Consider the following 25958-nt stretch of genomic DNA (forward strand, 5'->3'; position numbering starts at 1 on the left):
TTTCAAGTCAACTATATTGTTAACTGTTTAACACATTATTTTCAAGTGTTTCACAATTCGCTATGATAAAAGTCAGAATTAACGAGTACACCTGTACTGAAAGGTAACAGCTATGAGTATCAATATTGTCACCCTTGTTGGTCGTGTAGGCGGCGACCCAGATATAAAATATTTTGAGTCTGGTAGTGTTAAGTGTAGATTGACACTAGCGGTAAAAAGGCGATCGCGCAACAGTGACGAACCTGATTGGTTCACGCTGGAATTATGGGATAAAACGGCTGAGGTCGCAGGTAATTATGTGCGTAAAGGCAGCTTAATTGGCATCAAAGGTTCCTTAAAGTTTGACACATGGAGCGATCGCCAAACAGGAGCAAACCGTTCTACCCCGATTATTAGAGTAGACCAATTGGAATTACTCGGCTCTAAGCGAGATGGAGAAGGCGGTGCAGGAGATATGTCTTCAGAACATTTTTAATTAATTGGGCATTGAGCATTGATTATTAGTCCTTTGCCTTCACAAATGGCAAAGGACTAATGACTAATAACTAATTTGCAGCGTTACCGATGCTTCTACTTGTTGTTCGCCACCAATTACAGGGGTGGAAGTATCAGCTACCTTGGCAGCCTCAGCCCTTAAAAACATGGGTGGTGGAGGCGCACTAGCATTATTAACTTGAATGCTGACTATTTCTTTGGATTTGAAACCCAAGGCACTGAAAACGGCATCAGCTTGCTGCTGGGCATCTTGAGTGGCTTCTTTTAATGCTTGTTTTTGAGCAGATGCGATCGCTTCATCATTCGCAACAAAACTAATACCGTTAATTTCTGTTGCACCCGCTTTCACTGCATCATCTAATAATGTACCAGCTTTCTCGGTGGGAATTCTAAAACTCACAGTGTTATTAGCACCATAGCCTGTAATGCGCTGCACGTTATTAGTATAGCTGTAAACTGGGTTCAGCCTGATACCAGTAGTTTGTAATTTCTCGACATTTTGGCTTTTGAGGAACGCAACTACAGCCGACGACCTCCGAGCGGCTTCTTGCTGTACCTCCTGTGCTGTTTTCCCTTGAATCTCTACTCCTAAACTGACTTGCGCCAATGTTGTAGGAATTGTTTCTACTCCGCGACCACTGACACTAAGGGTTCGCCACAATTTATCTTTTTCTTGCGCCAATGCAGGTAATACAAAAGCTGCACATATCAGCAGGGCTAAAGGCAGTATTTTCCACAAATTTCCAGATGGAAATTGAGAACCGGGTAAAGCGGCTCTAGTCATAAGATTTGCACTCCTCAAAGTATCCACAGATGTTTTTGACAAGCGTACATAGCAATTCTGTGGTAGCTCCACAAGTTTTTCACAACTGAAGTGCGATCGCTAGATACGATTTGTATGTTCTTACTTTGACATTGCCATAGTCAAAAGCTGAGATGGTTACATTTTTTGAAACTAAAAAAATTACACTAGCTTTTTTGGAGATTTTGTGATGGCGTATTGGCTGCTAAAAACGGAACCGGAAAATTATTCCTACTTCGATTTGGAACGGGATGGCAGTACAATTTGGGATGGAATCAACAATGCCCTAGCCCTGAAATATCTACGTACCATACTTCTTGGGGAATTGGCGTTTATTTATCACACAGGCAAAGAACGGCAAATCATAGGTGTGGCAGAAATAGTTAGTCAACCCTATATCGATCCAGCACTCAATGACAGTAAACGGGCAGTTGTAGATGTACGGGCATTACGCAGAGTACACCAACCTGTCACTTTAGCCCAAATCAAACAGGATGAGAAATTCACAGATTTTGATTTACTGCGACTTCCAAGACTCTCTGTAGTTCCGGTTTCCGAAGTCTATTGGCAGCGCTTGCTTGAGTTGACAAATGGCACAAATTAAGTTTTTGAAGCTTGCCAATTACGTCTTCACAGATAGATATTTTTCAGAAACGCGTCAGAATCAAAGAGAAGGATTTTCACAGAACCCATGCATTTGTTAGATCCAATCAGCTTCTCTTTTCCTCTGCTGGCTACCGCAACACAAGCCGCAGACAGTTCAATGGTAGTCGAAGCAGTGCTACTAAGCTTAGTAGTCATTTACCTCGCCAGTAAAGTTGGTGGAGAGTTATCAAACCAAGTGGGTTTACCGCCCGTCTTAGGCGAACTCGTCGGTGGTGTAATCGTAGGTGTTTCTGTTTTCCACCTTTTAGTGTTTCCAGAAGGCGGCACAGACAGTTCTAACTCTTTGATCGTGTCTTTCCTTCAAATGACTGCTGGTTTAACTCCTGAAGCCACTCCAGCCGTGTTTGCAGCCCAGTCTGAAGTCATTTCTGTTTTGGCAGAATTAGGTGTGATCGTTCTGCTGTTTGAAATTGGCTTGGAGTCAAACTTAAAAGACTTAATGGCAGTTGGCATCCAAGCCACCGTTGTCGCAGTAGTGGGGGTAGCAGTACCCTTTGCTGCTGGGACTGTGGGACTGATGACTTTGTTTGGTATCGATGCTGTACCCGCAATTTTTGCTGGGGCAGCTTTGACTGCTACCAGTATTGGAATGACTTCTAAAGTGCTGTCAGAATTGGGGCGACTCAATTCTAAAGAAGGGCAGATTATTTTGGGGGCTGCCGTAATTGATGATGTATTGGGAATCATCGTTTTAGCGGTAGTTGCCAGCCTAGCTAAAGATGGTGTGGTGGATGTCAGCAAAGTCATTTACTTGATTATCAGCGCCACTGGTTTTATTTTGGGAGCAATCCTACTAGGGAATGTTTTCAATAAGTCTTTTGTAGCGATCGCCGATCAACTCAAAACACGTGGTGGATTGGTCATACCAGCGTTGATTTTTGCCTTTGCTATGGCATATCTGGCCGCCGTTATCCACTTAGAAGCAATTTTGGGAGCTTTTGCGGCGGGTTTAGTTTTGGAAGAGACAGATAAGCGCAAAGAACTGCAAACGCAAGTCTTTCCCATTGCTGATATCTTAGTGCCAATTTTCTTTGTGACGGTTGGGGCAAAAACTGATTTGGGAGTTTTAAACCCAGCAATTCCCGACAATCGTGAAGGTCTAATTATGGCAACCTTCCTGATTACAGTAGCCATTATCGGTAAAGTAATCACAGGCTTAAGCGTGTTTGGTCAACCGGGAATCAACCGTTTAGCCATCGGTGTGGGGATGATTCCCAGAGGGGAAGTTGGCTTAGTATTTGCTGGTGTCGGCGCAGCTAGTGGCGCTCTCTCGAAACCATTAGGGGCAGCAATTATCATGATGGTTATCTTGACAACCTTTTTAGCTCCTCCTTTGTTACGATTTGTGTTTCCAGATGATTCTCAAATTGGGGATGCAGACTCAGAGCAACTGGTTTTAGATGGTTCCTCGGCAACTTCTTTGTTAATTGAACCACCTCAGTCAAGAGTGTCGCCATCAAATGATAGTGGCAATTTGGAAGTTACTCCCGAATCTAGCGATCGCTAATCAAAGTCTTGGGTAAATTCTGACTGAGTTCTGAGTAATTTTCCCTCAGAACTCAGGACGATAAATTCAGTAATATCACCGGGCTTTGAAGATTTTGCAATTATCCAGTGGAAACTTCTCTCTCCAAATTTCCGTCCCATCTGATTGTAGAATAATCGTCTGTTTATAATTTCTACCAGCATTCGGAATGTTATTTATTTCTAGTCTCCATTGGCTTGTGAGCCTTAATCTGAATATTTTCTAGGTAATTGGGGAGTAACACCCATAAATTTTGCTAGATCGTCTAACAGTAATGGGAATTATCTACTTAGTACATTGATGGCAAAAAATAAAAAACAGTTATCAGTGAACGGTTATCAGTTATTAGTTTTCTAGCTTCCTTGGGAGTCAGAATTACTACCTATAAAGGTGGCAGATTTTATATTGAGATTTTGACCCAATATGAAACCTGATAACTGATTTAAGCGTGTCTTTATTCCAGCTTAAAAAATCAAACAAGGCATCAAAGGTCAAGTCTAAGTGGTGACAGTGTGATGATTTACCAATGAGTTGAGATATTGACGGCTCCCATGAACGTGAATTAGGAGAAAGAACTGTGAAATTACACTGGTTACTACCCAGTACTATTGGAACTATCTTCATGCTATCGTCGCCAGCAATGGCTGCGAGACTTGAATCTTGGCGCTTTGATGCCAATCAAAACAGGCTGGAAATTAATACTGTAGGAGCAGTTCAACCCCAAGCACAACTGATTTTTAACCCGACTCGCCTAGTAATTGATTTACCAGGAACTACATTTGGTCGTCCGCAGCTAACCCAACAGGTGGGCAAGGGAATTCGCTCAATCCGGGTTGGGCAGTTTGATGCAGAAACAACGCGCATAGTTGTTGAACTGACTCCTGGTTATACTTTAGACCCCAAACGAGTGCAATTTGTGGGGACAACTGGCGAACCCCCTGCGGGGACACCTCGTGAACGCTGGACTGTACAATTACCTAGACCAGAAGTTGATAAAGTAGCCTCATCTCCCAGAAGTGCTTTCAGTGTTGTTACCCCAGACTCTGACTCTCAACCTAATATTTCCAGGGTGGCCGCGACGACACGAGGGGCGACTCAAATTGAAAACTTACAAGTAACAGGTGATGGGTTGTTTATCCGTACCAGTGGTGGTAATCCTGCCATTCAGGTAATTCGCAGCCGCGATCGCGCTACCATCTTCTTGGATATCTCTGATGCATCTTTATCACCACATCTGGCGCAACAAAATAGTATCCCTGTTAACAAACATGGTATTAGCCGGATTGAGTTCACCCGAATACAAAACCAACCTCCTGGTGTCCGCCTGACTTTGCGGGTAGATAAAAATAGCCCAGACTGGCGAGCAACTAACAGTAACAGTGGTGGTTTAGTAGTTCTACCCAGTCGTGTTGTCCGATTGCCTGGAAGTAATAATTCCGACAATCAGTCAGATGCTATTTCCTTTCCCAGCAGACTATCTGCCAGCAACTCGCCAGCTACAATTGAGTCTGTGCAACTGGCTGATAATGGTAGACAGCTGCTGATTAAAGCTAACCAAAGTTTATCTGCTACGACAAGCTGGGATAGATCCTCCAGCGTGTTCCGCGTCACAATTAACAATGCCAAGTTAGCTCCCAGAGTCACAGGCCCGAATTTTGCCCCCAATAGCCCCATTTTGCGGGTACGGCTGCAACCACAATCAGGCAACACAGTCGTTGTTTTAGTTCAACCAGCAGCCGGAGTACAACTTGGACAACCCAGGCAAATTGGCGACGAGCTTTTGGCTCTCCCAATAGAAGGTTCTCGGCGAGTTGTCACCCTCCCCGGAAGAACCTCCTTTGGTTTACCTGGGCTACCACCCCCAAACCGAGGGCCATTCCCAGACCCAAACAATCCCAATCCGCAGCCCCAATTTCAACCACAGCGCCGAGTTACTAATGGCCGAGTGGTAGTCATTATTGACCCAGGACATGGTGGCAAAGACTCTGGAGCCCTTGGCATTGGGGGGGCACGAGAAAAGGATGTGATATTGCCTATTGGTAAAAGGCTGGGTGAGATTTTGCAGCAACATGGCATACAAGTGATTCTGACTAGGGATTCTGACTATTTTGTTACCCTTCCGGGACGAGTGCAATTAGCAGAACGAGCTAATGCTGATGTGTTTGTCAGCATTCACGCTAATTCAGCCGGGGCAAGTCGTCCTGACGTGAATGGTTTGGAAGTCTATTATTACGATAGTGGTCTGGAGCTTGCTCGCGTTGTCCGTAGTAGTATTCTCCAAAGTATTGGTACTCTCAAAGATCGGGGAGTCCGACGAGCCAGATTTTATGTCCTCAGAAAAAGTTCTATGCCCTCCATTCTCGTGGAAACGGGTTATATGACTGGTCGAGAGGATATGGCTAGACTCAGAACCTCAGCTTACCAAAATCAAATGGCAGAAGCGATCGCTCGTGGCGTTCTTCAGTATCTAAAGAGAAGATAAGTAATTTAATCGAAACTTTTGAGTAAATACATCTAATCTTTACCATTTTAGTAGTAAAACAATTTAAGTATTCTTGCGGCGGGACAGGAGTAGCTTCTTTGTTATTGTCATCTGATGCTTTGCAATTCAAATTTATCTGAGCTAATGGCATGGCAAAATCAGAAGAGCGTGCTATATTTTACGCCATTAGCTGTGTCTTAATAACAGCGCAAAACTCAAGGTAAGCGGTGATGGTGTGAGGATTTGCCAATATGTTGAGATGTTGACGGCTCCCATGAATGTGAATCAGGAGAAAGGACTGTGAAATTACACTGGTTACTATCCAGTACTATTGGAACTATCTTCATGCTATCGTCGCCAGCAATGGCCGCGAAACTTGAATCTTGGCGTTTTGATGCCAATCAAAATAAGTTAGAAATTAATACATCAGGGAATGTTCAACCCCAAGCCCAATTAATTTTTAACCCCACTCGTTTGGTAATTGATTTACCAGGAACTACATTTGGTCGTCCCCAATTAACCCAACAGGTAGGCGGCGCAATTCGCGCTATCCGGGTTGGGCAATTTGACGAACAAACAACACGCATAGTCGTTGAACTGACTCCTGGTTATACTTTAGACCCCAAAGGAGTACAATTTGTTGGTAGAACTGGCGAATCCCCTGCGGGGACACTTCGTGAACGCTGGATGGTGCAATTACCTACGCCAGTAGCCGATAATAATTTTCCCTCAAGAAATACTGGGGGTCAACCAGAACAAGCGATCGCCACAGCAACTTCACCGAGAACATCTCCACCAGTGTTCTCCCAAAGAGATATTTACAACGTAGTCACAACCAGCCCTGTCAATCCACCTAGAAATAGAATGCTTGTCGCCAGGGTGACTCAAATTGAGAACTTACAAGTCACAGGCGATGGTTTTTTCGTCCGTACCAATGGCGGTAATCCTCAGATTCAGGTAAATCGTAGCAACGATCAAAGGGCAATTAACATCGACATTGCCGGCGCAACTTTATCACCAAATCTCAAGCAGCGCGATTTGTCAGTTAATCGTTATGGTGTCAGCAGCATTCAGTTCAGTCAACTACAAACCAGCCCATCTGTAGTTCGCCTGACTTTACAGGTGGACGAAAATAGTCCAAATTGGCGAGCCACTACTAGCAGTGTTGGTGGTTTTGTCGTTCTACCTAGTCGTGGCGTTGCCCAATTGCCGCCAGATAATCATAGTCCCCGCCCCATACCATCCAGTACAGCTACAATTGAGTCTGTACAACTGGCTAATAATGGCACACAACTACTAATTAGAGCAGACCAAGCTTTATCTGCTACAGGAAATTGGGATAGAAGCTCTGGTTTGTTCCGCATCACTATTAACAATGCTCGATTAGCTCCCAAAGTCACAGGCCCGACTTTTAACCCTAATAGCCCTATCCTGCGAGTCCGTCTGCAACCACAAGAATCCAATACTGTCGTTGTCTTGGTGCAGCCAGCAGCCGGAGTACAAATTGGGGAACTCAACCAGGTTGGCGACGAACTTTTGGCTCTAGAATTACAACGCGCTCGTAGCGTCACACCACCCATTGCTTTACCTGGGCTACCATCGCCAAACCAAGGACAATTTCCAAACCCCACAGATAATCCCCGTCCCATATCTCAGTCACGACCGCACCCCTCGGTTCCCAAAGGGAAATTGCTAGTAGTTATTGACCCAGGACATGGTGGAAAAGATTCAGGTGCCCCTGGACTGGGTGGACTTTTAGAAAAGGATGTAATTCTGCCTATTGGTAAAAGGGTAGGAGAAATTTTAGAACAAAATGGTGTACAAGCGGTACTAACACGGGATGCCGACTTTTTCGTAGAACTTCAAGGACGGGTAGAAATAGCCAAGCGAGCGAATGCGACTTTGTTTGTCAGTATTCACGCTAATTCTGTTGATAATCGCCCTGATGTCAATGGGTTAGAAGTATATTATTACGATAGCGGTTACGCTCTGGCTGAAGTAGTCCGCAATACCATCCTCCAGAACATCAGTACTATCAAAGACCGGGGAACCCGCAAAGCCAGATTCTACGTTCTCAGAAAAAGCTCTATGCCCTCAATTTTGGTAGAAACAGGCTATATGACTGGTTACGAGGATAATCCTCGATTGGGAACACGAGAGTATCAAAATCGGATGGCAGAAGCGATCGCTCGTGGCATCTTAAAATACTTACAGCGTTAATATTAGGACAAATTACTATTAAAAGGTGGTATTTAGACTTCTTTGGTGGGCAGAATTTAGTGGTCAATTAGCCAATTGTCTGCTAAATTCTGTATTTTAAATCCCAAAACCTAAATTATATCTGCCTGTGTATTCATCTTCGATCTTTGAAGCGAATCTTGACGATTTTTCGGCTCTTGAACCCCAACGTGCCCCAATTGGCATCTTTGACAGTGGTGTGGGTGGATTAACGGTACTGCGCCAACTGTATCGGCAACTCCCCAACGAATCAATTGTTTACTTTGGGGATACAGCTAGACTTCCTTACGGAATCCGTTCCCAAGCAGAAATTTTACAATTTACGCGCGAAATTCTTACCTGGCTACAACAGCAACAGGTAAAAATGGTAATTATGGCTTGCAATACCAGTTCTGCCCTAGCCCTAGAAACCGTGCGTCAAGAATTCAACATCCCCATTTTGGGAGTAATTCTACCGGGTGCAAAAGCTGCCGTGCAGCAAGGAAAGCGGATTGGTGTAATTGCTACTCCAGCGACGGCAAAAAGTAATGCTTATAAACACGCCATCCTCGAAATTGCCCCTGATGTGCAGGTCTGGCAAGTTGGCTGTCCTGAGTTTGTGCCACTCATCGAGCAAAACCGCATTCATGACCCCTATACGGCTGAAGTGGCACGAGCCTATCTAGAGCCTTTACTAGAGAAGGAAATTGACACCTTGGTTCATGGCTGTACCCATTACCCCCACCTTACACCAGTATTGCGATCGCTTCTCCCCTCTCAAGTCAAGCTAGTTGACCCAGCCGTTCATGTCGTGGCAGCTTGTGCCCAAGAGTTAGATTTGTTAGGGTTAAGAAATACTCACCTCCCACTGCCAACTCGCTTCGCTGTTAGCGGGTGTCCGCAACAGTTTTCCCAATCAGGAGTACAGTGGCTAGGCTATACCCCAATGGTTGAAGAGGTTTGCTTCACTGATACCGCTATTTCCCAACTCCAATAAAACTATGTGAAGCAAATGAGAAGTTAAACCTCGTCTACCTTGAAAACCGTAGTTTTTTTATTATGAGGGTAAAGCACAAAACTCAAGCCAAGGCTGATTAATATACCCTTCTTAAAACTCCAGTTTTCAAAATGGACGCGGTTTAGCACAACTCCAAGGACTGCTTTAATCTGTATTAGGAGTTAAAAGTTTTTAATTAATAACTCCTAACTCCTAACTTCAAGCTACTGACTGTTAACAGCTTCACTCACTTTTGCCCTTACAGATATATCCTGCTTATATTTTCCTTCGGTAGATGAAGGGAAACTTGTAGGAACAGTCTTTGTACCCGTTCGCTTTGCTAGTGCTAATAATAGGTAGACTGTGAACAAATATCCAGACGCTAAAATAAAAATCATCATAGGTATACTTCCGTAAATCATTGTTCTACTAGCACCTTTTCAAACGAATATAAAATTCCATAAAATTAGTAGAACCTCAGACAACCAAGTGCATTCTTGATTGCTGTAGCTTCCTATGGTAATAATTACCTATAGAGGCAAAACCCTCTACGGACAAAAAATTTATTGTCTAATGCGACTTCTTGCAGACCATATACCCAACAGCAGTTTAGATTGCTATTTAGCAAGCCAAAACTACGATTCTCATCGGTCTACTTGATCTGCGTTATTTTTCTCACACTGCTGTGAAAAGAGCAATGCTCGCGCTCAACGTGCGCTGAAGACGTGTAGCGGCTTCCCATAGGGATATCGCATAGCTCCAAACCAGGAGTTTTGCATATCATAATCTAAATCAAAGAAATAATTTCTTTAATCTAAACTACGACTAATTATTTTAGACTCACATCACCGAGTATGTAAAATCACTTAGTAATTAACCTACTTTTGGGGGTGTGAATATCTGAAAAATTTATAATTCCTATATTTTAGCGTAACACAACGACTCGGAATTTGAAGCCCATTTGACTGCTAAATTTCAAATTTTTTGAGCAGCTATAATTCAGTCTTGAAGAAATTTAGTTTTACCATTGGCGACATATTTAAATCGTATCCATTTTGTCAATAAGTAATATTGCTTAAATTTTCTTTTGAACTGTGGCGGTAAACGTGTACCAGGAAACTACTTAATACAATTTAAGCTTATATTTATTCTCATATACGGAGAATTCATGTTTTAAGTGAGTTTAAAACCTGAGTCCACAAGAAGTAAGCATAATTGCTTATTGACAAACGCACTCTCTATCTTAATTATCACCCATAGACTTATGAAAATGGGATTAACTTATGAAAACTTTGCGCTGGCACAGGGTTATCTTAAAATGAGTGTAGGATATGTAAACTTTCGTAACCTAAGTCAGAGTCCGCCCATCCATGACCCCAGCCACCTCCCTGTTTACCCCTGTGGAAGCAGACCTGCGACTACTAGCAGATAACCTAAAACAGCTAGTTGGAAATCGCCACCCCATTTTGTTTGCAGCCGCCGAACATTTATTCGGAGCCGGGGGAAAGCGTATCAGACCAGCAATTGTCCTGCTAATATCGCGGGCAACAATGTTAGAGCAAGACATTACACCGCGTCATCGCCGCCTTGCTGAGATTACAGAAATGATTCACACAGCAAGCTTGGTACATGACGATGTGGTAGATGAATCAGACGTGCGGCGAGGCGTTCCTACCGTTCATAGTTTGTTCGGTAATCGCATTGCCATATTAGCAGGAGATTTTCTTTTTGCCCAATCATCCTGGTATTTAGCAAACTTGGACAATTTGGAGGTGGTAAAACTCCTCTCAGAAGTCATTATGGATTTGGCTACTGGGGAGATCCAGCAGGGACTAAATCGTTTTGATGCTGGTATCTCGATTGAAACTTACATTGAGAAGAGTTATTACAAGACAGCTTCGTTAATCGCCAACAGTTCAAAAGCTGCTGGGTTACTCAGTGAGGTTTCGCGGGAAACTGTTGAGCATTTGTATAGCTACGGTCGTCATTTTGGTATAGCATTTCAAATTGTTGACGACATTTTAGATTTCACTAGCACAACAGACACCTTGGGTAAACCTGTGGGGTCGGATCTGAAAAGTGGTAATCTGACTGCACCAGTTTTATTTGCTTTAGCAGAAAAACCATCCTTGGAAGCGCTGATCGATCGAGAGTTTGCTCAAGAAGGGGATTTAGAACAAGCACTAGCACTAATTCAAGATAGTCAAGGCATACAGCAAGCACGGGAGTTAGCTGCTCAACACGCGAAATTAGCAATTGAGCATCTTGCAGTTCTTCCACCCTCAGAATCTCACCAGGCATTGATTAACATCGCTGAGTACACACTGAGCCGTCTCTATTAAATTAGTTATTAGTTATTAGGTACAAAATAGGGTTTTAGATGCCAATCTGAACCTACCAGATGTACTTAGGTGGGGGAATTTGGCTCAATGGTCAGCTAAAATTTGAAAAATGTTCACTGATAACTATTTGTTAATCAATTTTAGATTAAGTGGAAAATTAAGCCGATCGCTTGGTCTTTTAAAGAACAAAAAGGGTAGTGACGGGCATTAATTTCTTTTCATCAAAAACTTTTTTAAAAGAATTTGAGATTTAAAATTTGGGATGTGGGATTGTATCTAAAAAATCCCACATCCCAAATTTTTCTATGCAATATCAGGGGGTATCTGTTTAGGCGATCGCAGATGTCGTAACTCTTTCTGCATACGTTTCTCTAGATCGGTTCGCCGAATTTCAACGCTATGAGTGGTCTTACCCGGCGTTTCCAAAAAAACGATACTATCTACGGGTGACAATGCCACCAATTGGAACAAAATATGGGTGACAGGAGTAATTTTAGCTAGCATTTGAGGGTCAAGCCCAGCAGGGGAAATTAGAGAGACATCCTGTATGGTAGGGAAAGCGTAAATAACTCGCTTTTCCAATCCTGGATTAGCACGATTGCTCAAAGTAGTTAAAACCCAGCTTTCCTCTGAATTTTGGAGAATATAGTATTGGGAGTGACGTAATTTTTGAGCGATCGCTCTAAGGGCAGGAGCAATTGCTGCAATCAGATTTGGTGTTATACCATCGCGGGGTGCATTGTCAATCAGCAATTGAATTTGTGCTTCTAAATCCATAATTACTTGTATACGGCTCCTGGGTAATGGCAATAACATCTATCAAAGTGTGAACAATCCCAGCCAAGTTGGGAATAATAAAATCAGCCACATCCTCAATATAGGATTGGTCTGCGTTTAGCTTATACGTAAAACCAAAAAAGCCAATACCCACAGTCCTACAGGTTGTATTTAAATACTTAGGGTCTTTTGAAAACTGAGACTATGAATTCAGCCGCAACCGTAACTATTCCATCTGCAAATATTCTGGGAGAAAATTCTAAAGGCGTGGAGGTGATCTTTCAACTCCTGTCCAAGGAGTTTCAACAATCAACCAAAGCTTCGGAACAAAATTGCCACGATGTAGCAACACGTATTACTACCGAAGTATATCGAATTTGCCATGAGAGCAAACGTATCCAAGCTTCTGGAACTGTAGAAAGCTCGGCGATGACCCTGGCTCGGCATCGGCTGCAACAGTGTCTCAGGTACTATCAGTTGGGTTCAAATCGGGGCAGGGTAGAATTACACAGTACTCTAAGTGCAATTATTTATCGATACATTAATCCGCCTCAGAAGCAATTGAGTTATCAAGGGCGACTGACTATAATTGAAGATTTTTTACAAAGTTTTTATCTGGAAGCATTAAACGCTTTCCGGCGAGAAAATCAACTTGGTGCTACTTATCGCCCTCAGACGCTTCTAGAATTGTCCGAGTACATGGCATTTACTGAACGCTACGGCAAACGACGCATTCCTTTACCAGGCCGTCAGCAGCAGCTAATTATCTTGCGGGCGCAAACTTTTTCTCAACAGCAGCCCCCAGAAACCAGCGTAGATATAGAACAAGCCGCAGAAGGCAGCAATAATGAAGGTGATGGTTCTTGGGAAGAACCAGCAGTGCATCAATTACGCTCCACAATGGCAACGCAAGCCGAACCTGAACCCGAAGAAGATACCTTGCGTTCTGTTGTGGTTACAGAATTAATGAATTATCTCGAACAACGGCAACAATCTGACTGTGCTGATTACTTTTCCCTCCGTCTCCAGGATCTCTCAGCCCAGGAAATTGAGTCAATTTTAGGTTTAACCCCTCGTCAGAGAGATTACTTACAGCAGCGCTTCAAGTATCATTTGATTCGGTTTGCTTTATTACATCGTTGGGAATTGGTTCACGAGTGGCTAGAAGCTTCTTTACACACCAATTTGGGCTTAACTCCCCAGCAATGGCAGGTATACACAGCACAGCTAGACAATAAGCAACGGTCTTTATTAGAGTTGAAGCAACAAGGACAAGCTGATGAAAAAATCGCCAAAACTTTAGGGCTGTCAATGGCACAACTTCAAAAACGCTGGTTTAAAATTCTTGAACAAGCTTGGGAAATTCGTAACTCATTAGTGTCCGGATCAGGTGCATCTACTCATGAATAGTGACTCAGAATCCTCACAATACCAGTATCTCGGTTGGTTATTGACAGATGATGTCAAAAATAACGAGCAATCGGTAGAATGTGAGGAAAATGACGGGGTAAAAAAACTCCTCAATGAAGCCACTGCTTCAATAAGCAGTGAGCCAAAATTGGGAGAAACGCCCCAGACCCTTCAATTGGGAGAAATTCCTACTGTGCAAGATCGTTTCCAAGCTGTCATTAAACGTCGGTTACAAATCCAAGTCCAAGATCACCCACCTTTGTTTCCCTGGGAAACACAATTAATCGACTATCCCGATTTTGTGGAAGAGCCGTCGATGACGCTCGTTCCTACCTGGGGGTGGATGGTACAACAGTCGAAATTGAACCTGCCATGTCCCTTACCGGAGAAAGTTTTCCGGCAATTACTGGAACAGTGCCAGGCATTGGTGACATCTTCAGTCCCTCTGGGAGCAAAATTAGTTCAAGTGGTGGAGAACTTTTTTCCCAACGAGCCACAAGCATTAAACGATATCGCAGGATTGGTGCTAAGAAGCACTTATCGCTCTGTAAGTACTCTGGAGACAATACCAAGTATTCAGAGCGATTATTCAGATTTACAACCGCGGCAACAGATGGCTTTGTCGTTGCTAGCCGCTAAACAACTGCTGGAAAATCTGACTCTACCACTTTCAGCAACCAGTCCAGTGGTAGAAAGACAATGGTTAACCACTGTCGGTAATTTGAACATCAGAGTAGAGTACCAGTATGTGGGTAAACTTACGAAGTTACTTGTTCAGGCTGAGTTACCTGTTAAAGGAACTTTGATCCTTCGGGGAAGTGGCACTTTAGCAATGGCAACATCTTCGACTCCGGGATGCTTAAGTGTAGAGTTAGGTTGTGAGCAACTTAACCCAATTTATACTCTGGAAGTTGAATTTCCAGAAATAGACCAACAACCGCTTTTGTTTGTCATTAATCCCACAGTGTGACTTTAACTACTACTGCTAGTACGTAATGCCGAATATCTTAAGGTAACTATTGCCTTGGGGCTTTTTTATTCTCTAAATACTACTAGCAACAGGGTGCTTCCTTATACTTAAGGCTTGGTTAAAGTTAACCAGTGGGTGTAGACTCACCCTCCATCCCATAATTGATTTTTTTCGTGGTTACTCGTCTATCTACCCGGTTACTAACAAAACCTGGGGAACGAGTGAGTTTCTTCTGTTGTGCTGATTTCGCTTTTGTTTTACCAAGCTACCAATTTTTCACAACGAATTTATTCGCTTGTGTTGTTTTTTTATACAAAATTTATGTTTTGACGAACCGCAGAGGCGCAGAGAACGCAGAGTGCTATTGATGAGTGGGGAAATGTAGAAATCCCAGGCTCTGGCGTTGCCAGCCTGGGGTAGTTCATCTTGTAAAAGTAGGCGCTAAACCTAGATAGATGCATGAAGGCAGGATAATAAAGCTTGTTCTAACGGGAATACTTTAAAGTAGGGCGAATAGTTTCGTTCTCAGCATTGTTTCCGTGGGATTTATAGACTCGAAATGCTCAACTTATCCTGGATGAATCGGTTTTGGCGTGTCCCTGTAGGTAATTTCTGGCGGCAAAATTTGCAGCGATCGCCTTTAATAGAAGTGGAAGATTCGATTTACTTGCGATCGCTGGTGCTAGCGTTGGTTATTTTGGGAATTGTGGCGACGGATATCGCCGCCGAAACTTCATTCAGTTTTTGGGCGTTACCCCTGAGTTTAGTTGGTGCGATTTGGAGTCACTATCGTCGCCGTGATGCCAATGTTGCAGTTAAATTCTGCATCGCCATTGGTATGTTAATAGCACTCGGTAGTTTCTTTGGGCGGTTAGTGGGAGAGTTGAATGATACGCGGTTGAGTTTGGCGGAGTTATTAATTCAACTCCAGGTGTTGCACAGCTTTGATACACCCCGCCGGAAAGATTTAGGTTATTCGATTGTTATAGGACTAATTTTATTGGGTGTGGCGGCAACGCTCAGTCAAACTTTAGCATTTGCACCTGTACTGCTGTTATTTTTAGCGATCGCTCTACCAACTTTAGTATTAGATTATCGATCGCGCTTGGGTTTGCAGCCATTAAAAACTCAAAAGGAAAAACTTACCACTAAAAATTCTTCAATTCTTAATTTTAAATTTTTAATTCTGACTTTTTTGCTAATTGTCGGTCTAGGACTGGCAATTTTTGCTGTTTTACCCAGATTCCCTGGCTATCAGTTACGGAATTTTCCTGTAAGTTCTCCGATCGAGTTAAAAGGCAAGTTTACTGGTAGTAGCATCATTAATCCCGGTTATGTCCGCCAAGGTAATGGTAATAATCAAGGTAATGGTAGCGGTGGTACAGGACAAAATAAAACAGGTGAACCGGGAAAAATAGATAATAATTTTTATTACGGTTTTAATAGCCAGATTAATCAAAACTTACGCGGCGAGATGAAACCTAAAGTTGTGATGCGGGTGCGATCGCAAGCTGAGGGTTTTTGGCGAGTATTAGGATTCGATCGCTATACAGGTAAGGGATGGGAAGTCTCTCGGAATGAAAATGTGATGACCATGAGGCGAGCGCCTTGGTCTTACCAAATTTTCCTGAATCCCCCTGTGATGACTGGTAAAACCCAAGAGATAGTCCAAACTTATACAGTGGCGGCGGATTTGCCTAACTTAATTCCGGCGATGGCTTATCCCAAAGAAATTTACTTTCCGACACCACTGATTGCAGTTGATACAGAAAATGGATTGCGATCGCCTGTGGAATTATCACAAGGTCTCACCTACACAGTAATTTCTGAAGTACCATACCGCGATCGCACTTTGTTAGGTCAAGCTTCTAATAATTATCCGCAACAAATTAAGAAGCATTATTTGCAAATCCCTCCTGAAATTGCCGAAAAAGTCCGACAACGTACCGAAGAAATTCTTGCTAACTACCATCGGGAAGGGGTATCAAAGTCTTCTAAAAGCCTAGATTCAACTTATGAACAGACTCTTTATCTAGCTCAATACCTGAAGCAACACTACTCTCTTCCGCAAAATCCCTTAGATTTGCCCTATTTGGGAGAAAAAGATGACTTAGTAGAATCTTTTTTATTCAAATATAAAGGCGGTTATCCAGACCACTTTTCAACAGTTCTCACAGTAATGCTACGTTCCATTGGTATCCCAGCGCGGTTAGTAGCAGGGTTTAGTCCAGGAGAATTTAATCCATTTACAGGGCTATATGTTGTCCGTAATACTGACGCTTATGCGATGACGGAAGTATATTTTCCGAAATATGGCTGGTTTGCCTTTGACCCGATTCCCAATCATCCCCTTATTCCTCCATCAGTGGAAGATACTCAGACTTTTAGTGTGTTGCGCCAGTTATGGCACTGGGTTGCTGGATGGCTACCATCTCCGGTGACAGGTTTGTTGAATAATGTATTTGAGACAATATTTAGATGGGTGATTAGAGCGATCGCTTGGTTTTTAGCTTTATTCTCTCAAGGTTGGTTTGGTGTATTAACTGGCTTAATTTTGACTACTACAGCAGCTTTCTTTGGTTGGCTGGGTTGGGGTCAGTGGCGAGAGTGGCGTAACCGTCGATGGTTAAAGAAATTGCCAGCAATGGAAAGCCTCTATCAACAAATGCTGCAATGGACAACCCAAAAAGGTCTAGGTAAGCATCCAGCCCAAACACCTTTAGAGTATGCCAGAGGATCGTACCAGCATCATGCCCCAGCAACTGCTGAGGTCATAGATGAAATTTGTCAAGCCTATGTCGGCTGGCGTTATGGTGGTCATACTCCTAACTTGAAGCGACTGCGAGAAAGATGGCAAGGTATCAAAAAGACTGCTAAGTAATTTAAATCCTAGCAGAGCGCAAAATTTTCAGGTTATCTCTTCTAAGAGAATATCCACTTATTTAGACAGACCTAATTAGACAAATAATTTAGATGCCAAAGAAGAAGTTTGAAGATATTCCCTTTCCTCCTTTAGTCAGCATGGATACGGATACTCCAGTTTCTGTAGACCAAGTTTCAAACATTTTGAGGGAGCGACAAAAGGGAGCTAGTATCTGCATTCGTAGTACAGAGGGACACACTAATCGAGGCGGGTACTTCTTTCATGTCCTGCCAACAGACAGCGATTTAAGCAAATGCGAGTTATACAACTTTGAGAAAACGTTAGTTGCTATATTACCTGTAGAACAGATAACCCTCTTCATGAATCATTGTTCAGGCTTGGAGTTCAACGAGTGGGTATTTCAATTCTGTCAATCAGTTGTTAATTTCCGGCTTGACCCAGCTGAACCTGAATCAGCTGAACTTGATCCTACGGAGTTTGATTCGCTTAAATAAGCCGCTTTGGTTTTTTTCCTGTTCGCTTCAATGTCAATTTTCCTTTTTTATACTCAAATTCTCTCCAAGCATATTTATCTGTAAGTAAGTAAACTTTGCTGACTGTTAGCTGGCTGAGAACTAAATTTTGTTTTTTCTGTGTTGAAACAGCAGAGCTTAATAAGAAGCAAACCTCACCTGACTGCCAACCAACTCGCTGATTCTCGTAAAAGACAGCAACAACCTCAGTAGATCCAGAAAGTCCAGGTAAAAATAAATGAGACAAAGTATCTAAACCTGCTTTGATCACTCCATTTTTAAAGGCAAGATAGTCTGCAATAGTGCGGTGAACTAGATCCGACTTAGGTGGTTCATATTTAAAGCCCTCTTGCCATATCCGTAGAAGCTTACCATAATTGCCCTCCTCCTCGTTATATGTGCTGTTTTTGCAATTGACAGCATATCTAAGGTCAAAGCCTTGCAATCCATTACCCAAATCATTAGGGGGACAATTGAGCCAGTACCAGTCGCGCAGTAAAGCAAGTGAAGATGCATGGAAAGCATACGCATGATGAATGAAGGGCGCTCGATCCCAGGTGACATCTTCAGGGTCATACCTCCAGTCCCAAGCAAAAACAATCACAAAGTCGGTTAGAGGATGAATGTCTTTTCTTAAAGTATCAAAGTTAGCAGACTTTTCTTCAGCAATGGTTTGAAGGCATTTAACCTCAACCCGAAGACCGCGAGAGCCTGAAGATGTACGAACTTCTAAATCAGGGAAACGGTTAGCGACAACGTAACTCCAGAAAATATCTTCAATCTGGTGATCTTCAAGAATGCGAGTTGCCAAACGCGCTAATTCATATTCGATGATTAGACTCACGCGATTGCGTACATCAGTAAGGTTTCTCTCATTTTCTGGAATTTTCTCGCCAGCATATATACCAAGCTTACGCCTAACATCAGTTTCATTCAGCCTTTTAAGAACTTCTGGCAGGAAGAAGTCAGTTAACCAAGATAATGTATCTAAAGGGTTGGACTCCCCCCTTAGAAAGGTTCTCAGGCTTTCAGCAGTGAGTGCCATTTCTTTATTCTCAATGGGCATAAAAGATGTTGTCTTTGGGCTTCCAATAAAAGAACAAACCAGTTCTTGTACTGACGATGTGAGCATTAATTGAGAGCGGTCTAAAAAGTTTCCAATATCCGATTTGAGGTTCTCTACTTTTTGGTGCTGACTCAAATACTGACGGCAAATTTCCTCTTGAACATCTTTAGGTGGAAGCGGAATCATTACTTGCAACAATTCTTTTGAGTTAATTCTTGGACGGCCAATACCTGCTACCAAATGCATAATTTGCCCATAAACAAAGTCTGACCTAAGTAAAACGCTTAGTATAATAGGGTCGATTAGATATGTACCATTAGATGCTTTCTTGACAGCAAAAACTGAGCATTCCGACGAGATAAAACCTGGTTCTGCAAAGCTCATTAATGCAACCTTTCGCAGGTTAGGACGCATTTTTGCAAAAACAATATCACCAGGTTGGTACATCTTTACTGAGCTTTTCAATGAGTCAGATGGAGTTGGAACTTGTTCAAATTGTCCGGTATTTGATTCAATATTTGCCAAGCCTGTATATCGAATAATTGCGCCAGAAAGTTCTTTGCATGGAGAGATAGAGACATTCCTTTCTGTACAAATATCGGCTAAACGTTTTAATGGATAAATACAAGTAGCAATTAATTGTTGGCTTTTTTTTCTAGATGGGTGATGATACTGGAAATCTATTCTATGACCATTTGTCTCTTTGTCAAAGTTAGAGTAAACATAAGCAACATAGATGTTTTCTGATTCATCAACTCGACCTTCTTTAAGGTATTTTTGCCAGCCATTTAATATAGAGGGAAGATCGCTATTAAGATAATTTTTTCCATCCTCGTCGTAACGAATGTCTTCATCCCCACTTGTTTTACGTCCAACTTTATCTGCTCTAGCAAAAAATACTGAAAGATCCCTATTCTCAGCAGATATTTTTTTAGACATTATCAAAATGGAGGCATTCACGGTAGCATACGGCATGAATGCAGTTTCAGGCAGACTGATAACAGCTTTTAAATCAAAGTTTTTGATAATAAACTGTCTTACATCAGTTGCATGAGACAAATTTAAAACACCTTCGTCAAGAATTATAGCAAGTATACCGTTTTTACGTAAAAGAGCATGGCAACGTTCAATAAAGAGAATTCCACGCCGACGAGATGATTTGCCTAATCCTAATTCAAATGTTTCTAAAACATCAGACTCAGTAAAATCGCTGCCAAATGGTGGGTTAGTGATTATCGCATCGAAACATGAAAAGAATTGATTGGCTTGATTACCAAGAGTCCCCCCAGCAGGAAGAAACACTGTACGAATGTTTTTTGCTCCGTGAATAAGCATATTAATTCCCGAAACCCAAGAAAGTCGCTCGTCAATCTCAATACTTGTAAGGGATGAATAATTTATTTGATGCCTTGCAATGCTAGAGAGAAATCCACCCGTCCCAGATGCTGGATCACAGATATCACCTTTAAGATAAGGCTGACAAGCTGAAACAATAAAATCAACAATATGAGGCGGTGTGAAAAATTGTTGATGATCGCCTTTGTCAAAAGTATTACGAACAATTTCTTCGTAAGCTAATCCTTTCACATCAAATTGTGTAGATGTGAAATTGAACGATTGAAGGGCTAAGACACATTTCATGATTGCACTATCAGAGCAATCAAGCTTACTAAACCGTTTTGGAATAAGGTTGCTGTGCTGGTGTGAAAGATGCTGATAGTATTTTCGGACGACGCAGGGATTTATAGGAAGATCAGAGTGGGAGAAGGGTGTAGATGCTCCACTGTTGTAAGTTTTATCAGATACAATCTTGGCGAAGACCAGTTTCGTGATTTCGTCAAAGCGGCTGATGATGTTGCTCTGGCTATCATTGTCACGGAAAATGTCATGAAGCCGAGATACCAGTAGGCGAATACTTCTTAAGTCGAACACATCTGACGACATGAAACCTGTCTTCTCTGAAAATAGCTTCAGCTGTTGTTGAAGTTCCTTGGGCGAGGCAGTTTCAACAGAGTTAACATCGTGCAGAGCTTTGTTCGACAAGAATTTAGACATGGCAAAACATTATAAAACCTTATTATGGGTTGAAATTCTCGAAACTATTAGCAAGCTATTTAGAGTAATTGCTGGGATCGAAGTAGATCAAAACTCTGAAGATTACCTTACAGGTTTTTATCATATTTTGTCGCAATCCTAAATTTACAACTATTATTGTCCACCGTCTGTAGACAGTTGTCAATTGTCTGGAGACAACTTACACTAAAATCATGATTTGAAGTTAAGTCCATGACAGTAGTGCAAGTTAAGCGAGTAGTGGAAGTGGTGCAGGACTTCCCAGATATTGGAAAGCGGATAAAACAGGCAAGGGAGAGAGATGAACGGTCTCTCTCACAAATTTGCCGAGAGGCTGGCATTAGTCGCGCCTATTGGTATCAATTAGAGGCTGAAAACTTGAGAGCGCCTGCAACAGAAGGAATCATCCGTAAGATTGAAGCAGTTCTAAATGTTGACTTAGGAGTGAAATTTCAAGAATAGTTGAAGATGGAAATCCTTCCGTTGTTGGCTGTTAAAAGCAATCGAGAGAGAAATATTGCTTAATTGGAGTGAAAACCTATAAATGCGATCGCTTCCATCTCAATCAAAATAGGCGATCGCAATTAGTGAAATACAATATCATTTAAGCGAATTTACCAAATTAGCTATTATTTTGAATTTCGTCTAACTTAGCCCGCACAGCCTGAATATCCTGCCACATCAACCATTTAGGCGCACCTTTTTCTTTAGAAGGATTACGCAGCAAATAGGAAGGATGAAAAATTGGCATACATAAACGCCCTTCCCACTCCAGCCACTGTCCGCGAATTTTCGTAATCCCTCGCTTATCGCCAGTGATGCCTTTAACAGCAGTTGCACCTGTTAACAGGATTATTTTGGGGTCAACTAGGCGAATTTGTTCTAGTAAGTAGGGTAGACAAGCCGCCACTTCTGTTGGAGTGGGAACTCTATTATCTGGTGGGCGACATTTATTAATATTGGCAATATATACATCCTGTTCAGTAGTCAGATGCACAGATGCCAAAATTTTCTCTAGCAACTGCCCCGATCTGCCTACAAATGGTAAGCCGGTTTCGTCTTCATTTTGACCAGGTGCTTCCCCTATAACCATAATTGGTGCTTTGAGATTACCGCGTCCGACAACAGCATGGGTGCGAGTGTCTCCCAATGGACAACGGTGGCAACTATTGCAATGCTGTGTCAACTCCGTTATGGTGGCATAAGTTCCCGGAGCGATCGCAATTTTCGCGTCTGTGGGAATTAGTTCTCGTTGATTAAAGGTTGAGTCGCCGAAGAGGCTGAGTTGGGTTTCGCTGCTCATGAAAATTAGGATTTTGGCATCAGCACCATCTGTCTTATCTGAGTTAAATACTGCTTTGGTTGGAGATTTATCAGAATCAATAGACTTTTGCTGAATACTTAATTATTTATACAAATCTTATTGTATCAGTTAATTTGAGACAAAATTCAGTCATGATAAAAGCAGTGCCGTCCTAAGATGCTGGGGGAAACTATGTCACATACCCCGCTTTTTGCCGATCGCACCCATGCGGGTGAGTTATTGGCGCGAGTGATTCATGATGTTTTGACTCAGCAAACAATTGCTTCTGGAATAAAACCTGTACCAATCGTTTATGCTTTGCCAAGAGGGGGTGTACCAGTAGCAGCACCAATCGCACATCTTTTGGATTGTCCCTTGACAATCGTCGTGGCGAAAAAGATTAGCCATCCAGAAAACCCAGAGTTAGCAATTGGTGCAGTAACTACTTCGGGAAATGTTCTTTGGAGCGATCAAAAGCTATTTCGGACTAAACATGAGGCGCGATTGCGGGAAGTGGCTTTAAATAAAGCTATTAACCAAGCGAAGTCTCTTGAAGCTCAATTAATTCTTGCTTGTCCGCAAGTGAATGCCGAGAATGCTACGCTTATTTTAGTTGATGATGGCATTGCTACAGGTATGACAATAGCAGTTGCTGCTACTGCTATGAAAGCGCTTTCGCCAGCAGCAGTTTGGTTATGTACTCCCGTAGCACCACAAAAATTGCTACCTTGGTTAGAACAGTGGGGCGATCGCACCATTGTCTTAGAAACACCAGAACCTTTCTGGAGTGTGAGTAATTTTTACGCCCAATTTCCCCAAGTAGATACATTAGAAGTTCTCCGATATCTCCAGGAACAAACAACAACGGGCGGAATTGATCTGTGCGAGTAATTTTAAATTTTGAATAAGTAAATTTTAAATTGTTTCCCCGTCTTAACTTTTTAATTACTGGAAGATTTTTTTATTGGTATTGCATAGCTTTAGCATAATCACCCAAGGCATAGCAAGCTACTCTCAGACTAGCAAGAGCTTGTTCTTCACTGCGACGGTCTTTGATATTCCTAGCTAACAGCAAACGTTCTTCATAATATGTAATTGCTTTGTTATAGTCACCCAAAGCTTCACAAGCAACTCCTAAACTACCTAAAGACTGTTCTTCGCTACGCTTGTCTTGAATTTCTTTGGCTAACTGTAACCGATCTTCATAATACTTAATGGCTTTAGTATAATCACCTAAAGCATAACAAGCATTACCGAGATTCTTTAGCACCTGAGAAGCACTGCGAACATTTTTTAAGGAGCGTGCTAGTACTACACACTGCTCATAATAAGCGATCGCTTTTGGGTAATTGTCCAAAGCATACCAAGCATTACCCAAATTTTTGAGTACCTGTTCTTCCCCCCAATTATCTTTGAGTTCCCGCACAATCTCTAGGCTTTGCTGCTGATACTCAATAGCCTGTGTAAAGTTCCCCGAAGCTTTATAAACCAATCCCAAATTATTTAGTGCTGCCACTTGACTGCGTTTGTCTTGTAGCTGTTGGGTTATTTGCAAACACTTTTCCAGAAACTCAATAGCCTTGTTATGGTCATTCAGGTGACGGTACGAATTACCTAAATGAGAAAGTGCTTGCATTTGCAATGCTAAATCTGGGATGTTGTTGACCAAAGACAAACACTCTTGAGAGTAGGAGATAGCGCCCTTATAATCACCAGCACTGTAACTTACCAATCCTAAAAAAGAAAATACCTGTGCCTGTTTTTGCAAATCCCCAACAGCCTGAAACAGCCCCAAGGATTGTTGTAAGGACTTCAGCGCCGCTATTAATTCACCAGCTTGCTGCTGTTGAATTCCTTGCCGTAATAGCTTAGACGCTTCCGATAAATTGTCGTCACTTTCCTGTGGAGGTATTATTTCTGCTTGTGAACCAGGGTCAAATTCATGGGTAATTGTATTACGCTTCACTGGTTTTAAGTATGTTATGGGTAATTGCAGGGGAACTGTATTTTTCAATCTCTTATCCCATTCATCTTTAGACATCAACTCCTTCCTGCTAAGTCTCGTGGTAAATCTAGTGTTCCCCAAACCAGAAGTTATCTTTCATCAGGTTGGTTTAGCGCATCACTTTATCTAGGACTTACGCATTCACAGAGACACGGCATACCGTGCCCCTACGGATGTCTTCACGTAAATGAAAACCCCTATAAGATAAGGAACATTAATAATCAATCCCCCCTTGACTCTTAAAAAGCGGGGCTGTGTCCCTATTTTTGAGAGTAATGGGAGGATATTCAAGAGATAAATGCCACTAATCTACAAGTATTAATTATTTATTCAATTTCAACGCAACTTCAAAAAGTTAAGTGTTGATTTAACCAACAGGTACAGAGACATTTGCCACAGAGCCATTATTTACGATTGGTTGGCGAGTTTTCAAATCAAATTTGAAGCCATGTGGCAAAATATGAAGCTTTGCCCCGAAAATTGCCAAAGACTCATCCTTCAAAATTTCGCCCATATTATTGTACGTAGCCTCTGATTCATCAACAATCGTAACCGCACCTTCACCAATCACTTCAACTTGATTATCTGTTACGACCATAGCGGTATTCTCGTCAATACCGAATCCTAAAACAGCAGGTTCTAGTATTAAAGCGGAAATTAATCGTCCCAAGCGTCCACGCTGGGAAAAATGCTGGTCAATTACCACGCCTGGCAAAAAGCCTAAACCGGGGCCCATTTCTACAGTTTCAATTCGAGGATGTGTCTGCGAATCACCTTCCACGATCATTTTATCTGGCATCACGGCAGCTCCAGCGCTTGTGCCGGCGATAACTACACCTTCAGCGAACCGTTTATGAATCGCCGTATCGATTTCGGTGTCCTTAAGGATAGTAGTGATGCGAGCTTGATCTCCCCCAGTGAAAAATACTCCAGTTGCTTTACTGATTGCTTCTAATGCGGTGGATGAAGATGCATCTTCACGGGTTTCTGTATCAAGAATGCGAACATTCTCGGCTCCCAGACGCTCAAAAACTCTAATATAATTTTCTCCCACTTCTCTTGGTAATTCTGTCGCCGCCGTCATAATGACAATATACGCTTTCGTACCGCCAGCGCGTCGCACAAAGTCCCGCAGAATTTGGGAATCTCCTTCCTTATCTTCAGCTCCGCCAATAATTACCAATTGCCGTTTGGAATTACCTTCCACCATGATGCCCTCCTGATATGAGTTAATAAATTTCACTAAACCATGACAATTAAACTATCAAATCATCCTTCTGGTAGATTACCTGAGAGAAGGTAGGATTAAAATTTGCCTAGATGCAAAGCGGCTTGTCGTTAGACATCGCAATTAAACCAAAAGATTTTTCAGGAAAATCTCAAAATTAATTTTCGCTTACTAAATACAATCCCCAATATCAACTACCTCTAG

General features: G+C 42.3%; 20 protein-coding genes. 13 read left to right on the forward strand and 7 right to left on the reverse strand.

Features of this window, described 5'->3' with window-relative positions; genetic code table 11:
- Nucleotides 1–112 precede the first annotated feature (112 nt).
- Nucleotides 113–475: a single-stranded DNA-binding protein gene (locus GTQ43_RS25265; RefSeq protein ID WP_174711502.1), complete on the forward strand. Its 363-nt coding sequence runs from the start codon at nucleotides 113–115 to the stop codon at nucleotides 473–475.
- Nucleotides 476–538: 63 nt separating this feature from the next.
- Here the strand turns inward: GTQ43_RS25265 and GTQ43_RS25270 are convergent, their stop codons facing one another.
- Complete coding sequence (locus GTQ43_RS25270) at nucleotides 539–1279, reverse strand: SIMPL domain-containing protein (protein WP_265275453.1); 741 nt, start codon at nucleotides 1277–1279, stop codon at nucleotides 539–541.
- A 208-nt stretch (nucleotides 1280–1487) separates the two neighbouring features.
- On the opposite strand from GTQ43_RS25270, the gene GTQ43_RS25275 reads away from it, so the two are divergent.
- From GTQ43_RS25275 to murI, 5 genes are all read left to right on the forward strand, one after another.
- Nucleotides 1488–1901, forward strand: coding sequence for an EVE domain-containing protein (locus GTQ43_RS25275; RefSeq protein ID WP_265275454.1), 414 nt, complete (start codon nucleotides 1488–1490; stop codon nucleotides 1899–1901).
- 87 nt (nucleotides 1902–1988) lie between these two features.
- A complete protein-coding gene (locus tag GTQ43_RS25280) occupies nucleotides 1989–3470 on the forward strand; it encodes a cation:proton antiporter (RefSeq protein ID WP_265275455.1) in 1482 nt (493 codons plus the stop codon).
- 595 nt (nucleotides 3471–4065) lie between these two features.
- The gene (locus tag GTQ43_RS25285; RefSeq protein ID WP_265275456.1) at nucleotides 4066–5970 is read left to right on the forward strand and encodes an N-acetylmuramoyl-L-alanine amidase; all 1905 of its coding nucleotides are present in this window, start codon (nucleotides 4066–4068) and stop codon (nucleotides 5968–5970) included.
- Nucleotides 5971–6270: 300 nt separating this feature from the next.
- The gene (locus tag GTQ43_RS25290; protein WP_265275457.1) at nucleotides 6271–8190 is read left to right on the forward strand and encodes an N-acetylmuramoyl-L-alanine amidase; all 1920 of its coding nucleotides are present in this window, start codon (nucleotides 6271–6273) and stop codon (nucleotides 8188–8190) included.
- Between the two features lie 127 nt (nucleotides 8191–8317).
- A complete protein-coding gene (gene murI / locus GTQ43_RS25295; protein ID WP_265275458.1) occupies nucleotides 8318–9184 on the forward strand; it encodes a glutamate racemase in 867 nt (288 codons plus the stop codon).
- A gap of 224 nt (nucleotides 9185–9408) precedes the next feature.
- Here the strand turns inward: murI and GTQ43_RS25300 are convergent, their stop codons facing one another.
- The gene (locus tag GTQ43_RS25300) at nucleotides 9409–9606 is read right to left on the reverse strand and encodes a hypothetical protein (RefSeq protein WP_265275459.1); all 198 of its coding nucleotides are present in this window, start codon (nucleotides 9604–9606) and stop codon (nucleotides 9409–9411) included.
- 948 nt (nucleotides 9607–10554) lie between these two features.
- Between GTQ43_RS25300 and sds the strand changes: the two genes are divergently transcribed.
- Nucleotides 10555–11526, forward strand: coding sequence for a solanesyl diphosphate synthase (gene sds, locus GTQ43_RS25305; protein ID WP_265275460.1), 972 nt, complete (start codon nucleotides 10555–10557; stop codon nucleotides 11524–11526).
- A gap of 303 nt (nucleotides 11527–11829) precedes the next feature.
- Here sds and GTQ43_RS25310 read toward each other — a convergent pair whose 3' ends face one another.
- Nucleotides 11830–12303: a hypothetical protein gene (locus GTQ43_RS25310; RefSeq protein ID WP_265275461.1), complete on the reverse strand. Its 474-nt coding sequence runs from the start codon at nucleotides 12301–12303 to the stop codon at nucleotides 11830–11832.
- A 204-nt stretch (nucleotides 12304–12507) separates the two neighbouring features.
- Here GTQ43_RS25310 and hetZ point away from each other — a divergent pair, with 204 nt between their 5' ends.
- The 4 genes from hetZ (at nucleotide 12508) to GTQ43_RS25330 (ending at nucleotide 18061) form a co-directional block, all read left to right on the forward strand.
- A complete protein-coding gene (hetZ, locus tag GTQ43_RS25315) occupies nucleotides 12508–13713 on the forward strand; it encodes a heterocyst differentiation protein HetZ (RefSeq protein WP_265275462.1) in 1206 nt (401 codons plus the stop codon).
- Nucleotides 13706–14683 carry a PatU gene (locus tag GTQ43_RS25320; RefSeq protein ID WP_265275463.1) on the forward strand — a complete coding sequence of 326 codons (978 nt, stop codon included), beginning with the start codon at nucleotides 13706–13708 and terminating at the stop codon, nucleotides 14681–14683. Before hetZ ends, GTQ43_RS25320 begins: the two co-directional genes overlap by 8 nt.
- Nucleotides 14684–15242: 559 nt before the next feature.
- Nucleotides 15243–17564: a DUF3488 and DUF4129 domain-containing transglutaminase family protein gene (locus GTQ43_RS25325; RefSeq protein WP_265275464.1), complete on the forward strand. Its 2322-nt coding sequence runs from the start codon at nucleotides 15243–15245 to the stop codon at nucleotides 17562–17564.
- Between the two features lie 92 nt (nucleotides 17565–17656).
- Nucleotides 17657–18061 carry a hypothetical protein gene (locus GTQ43_RS25330; protein ID WP_265275465.1) on the forward strand — a complete coding sequence of 135 codons (405 nt, stop codon included), beginning with the start codon at nucleotides 17657–17659 and terminating at the stop codon, nucleotides 18059–18061.
- Here the strand turns inward: GTQ43_RS25330 and GTQ43_RS25335 are convergent.
- Complete coding sequence (locus GTQ43_RS25335) at nucleotides 18054–21200, reverse strand: N-6 DNA methylase (RefSeq protein WP_265275466.1); 3147 nt, start codon at nucleotides 21198–21200, stop codon at nucleotides 18054–18056. The genes GTQ43_RS25330 and GTQ43_RS25335 overlap by 8 nt on opposite strands.
- 231 nt (nucleotides 21201–21431) lie before the next feature.
- On the opposite strand from GTQ43_RS25335, the gene GTQ43_RS25340 reads away from it, so the two are divergent.
- Nucleotides 21432–21680 carry a helix-turn-helix domain-containing protein gene (locus GTQ43_RS25340; protein ID WP_109012323.1) on the forward strand — a complete coding sequence of 83 codons (249 nt, stop codon included), beginning with the start codon at nucleotides 21432–21434 and terminating at the stop codon, nucleotides 21678–21680.
- Between the two features lie 160 nt (nucleotides 21681–21840).
- Here the strand turns inward: GTQ43_RS25340 and GTQ43_RS25345 are convergent, their stop codons facing one another.
- On the reverse strand, nucleotides 21841–22521 hold the full coding sequence (locus GTQ43_RS25345) for a uracil-DNA glycosylase (protein WP_265275467.1): 681 nt from the start codon (nucleotides 22519–22521) through the stop codon (nucleotides 21841–21843).
- A gap of 192 nt (nucleotides 22522–22713) precedes the next feature.
- On the opposite strand from GTQ43_RS25345, the gene GTQ43_RS25350 reads away from it, so the two are divergent.
- Nucleotides 22714–23412 carry a phosphoribosyltransferase gene (locus tag GTQ43_RS25350; RefSeq protein ID WP_265275468.1) on the forward strand — a complete coding sequence of 233 codons (699 nt, stop codon included), beginning with the start codon at nucleotides 22714–22716 and terminating at the stop codon, nucleotides 23410–23412.
- 70 nt (nucleotides 23413–23482) lie between these two features.
- On the opposite strand, the gene GTQ43_RS25355 is transcribed toward GTQ43_RS25350, so the two are convergent.
- Complete coding sequence (locus GTQ43_RS25355) at nucleotides 23483–24562, reverse strand: tetratricopeptide repeat protein (protein WP_265275469.1); 1080 nt, start codon at nucleotides 24560–24562, stop codon at nucleotides 23483–23485.
- A gap of 331 nt (nucleotides 24563–24893) precedes the next feature.
- On the reverse strand, nucleotides 24894–25736 hold the full coding sequence (locus GTQ43_RS25360; protein WP_265275470.1) for a cyanophycinase: 843 nt from the start codon (nucleotides 25734–25736) through the stop codon (nucleotides 24894–24896).
- Nucleotides 25737–25958: the final 222 nt, after the last annotated feature.

The sequence above is a fragment of the Nostoc sp. KVJ3 genome (assembly GCF_026127265.1).
Taxonomy (GTDB): domain Bacteria; phylum Cyanobacteriota; class Cyanobacteriia; order Cyanobacteriales; family Nostocaceae; genus Nostoc.

Bases quoted from the DNA above. Each gene is read 5' to 3' on its own strand.
- GTQ43_RS25265 (WP_174711502.1), top strand. From the start codon at position 113: ATGAGTATCAATATTGTCACCCTTGTTGGTCGTGTAGGCGGCGACCCA.
- GTQ43_RS25270 (WP_265275453.1), bottom strand. From the start codon at position 1,279: ATGACTAGAGCCGCTTTACCCGGTTCTCAATTTCCATCTGGAAATTTG.
- GTQ43_RS25275 (WP_265275454.1), top strand. From the start codon at position 1,488: ATGGCGTATTGGCTGCTAAAAACGGAACCGGAAAATTATTCCTACTTC.
- GTQ43_RS25280 (WP_265275455.1), top strand. From the start codon at position 1,989: ATGCATTTGTTAGATCCAATCAGCTTCTCTTTTCCTCTGCTGGCTACC.
- GTQ43_RS25300 (WP_265275459.1), bottom strand. From the start codon at position 9,606: ATGATTTACGGAAGTATACCTATGATGATTTTTATTTTAGCGTCTGGA.
- sds (WP_265275460.1), top strand. From the start codon at position 10,555: ATGACCCCAGCCACCTCCCTGTTTACCCCTGTGGAAGCAGACCTGCGA.
- GTQ43_RS25310 (WP_265275461.1), bottom strand. From the start codon at position 12,303: ATGGATTTAGAAGCACAAATTCAATTGCTGATTGACAATGCACCCCGC.
- hetZ (WP_265275462.1), top strand. From the start codon at position 12,508: ATGAATTCAGCCGCAACCGTAACTATTCCATCTGCAAATATTCTGGGA.
- GTQ43_RS25320 (WP_265275463.1), top strand. From the start codon at position 13,706: ATGAATAGTGACTCAGAATCCTCACAATACCAGTATCTCGGTTGGTTA.
- GTQ43_RS25325 (WP_265275464.1), top strand. From the start codon at position 15,243: ATGCTCAACTTATCCTGGATGAATCGGTTTTGGCGTGTCCCTGTAGGT.
- GTQ43_RS25330 (WP_265275465.1), top strand. From the start codon at position 17,657: ATGCCAAAGAAGAAGTTTGAAGATATTCCCTTTCCTCCTTTAGTCAGC.
- GTQ43_RS25335 (WP_265275466.1), bottom strand. From the start codon at position 21,200: ATGTCTAAATTCTTGTCGAACAAAGCTCTGCACGATGTTAACTCTGTT.
- GTQ43_RS25340 (WP_109012323.1), top strand. From the start codon at position 21,432: ATGACAGTAGTGCAAGTTAAGCGAGTAGTGGAAGTGGTGCAGGACTTC.
- GTQ43_RS25345 (WP_265275467.1), bottom strand. From the start codon at position 22,521: ATGAGCAGCGAAACCCAACTCAGCCTCTTCGGCGACTCAACCTTTAAT.
- GTQ43_RS25350 (WP_265275468.1), top strand. From the start codon at position 22,714: ATGTCACATACCCCGCTTTTTGCCGATCGCACCCATGCGGGTGAGTTA.
- GTQ43_RS25355 (WP_265275469.1), bottom strand. From the start codon at position 24,562: ATGTCTAAAGATGAATGGGATAAGAGATTGAAAAATACAGTTCCCCTG.
- GTQ43_RS25360 (WP_265275470.1), bottom strand. From the start codon at position 25,736: ATGGTGGAAGGTAATTCCAAACGGCAATTGGTAATTATTGGCGGAGCT.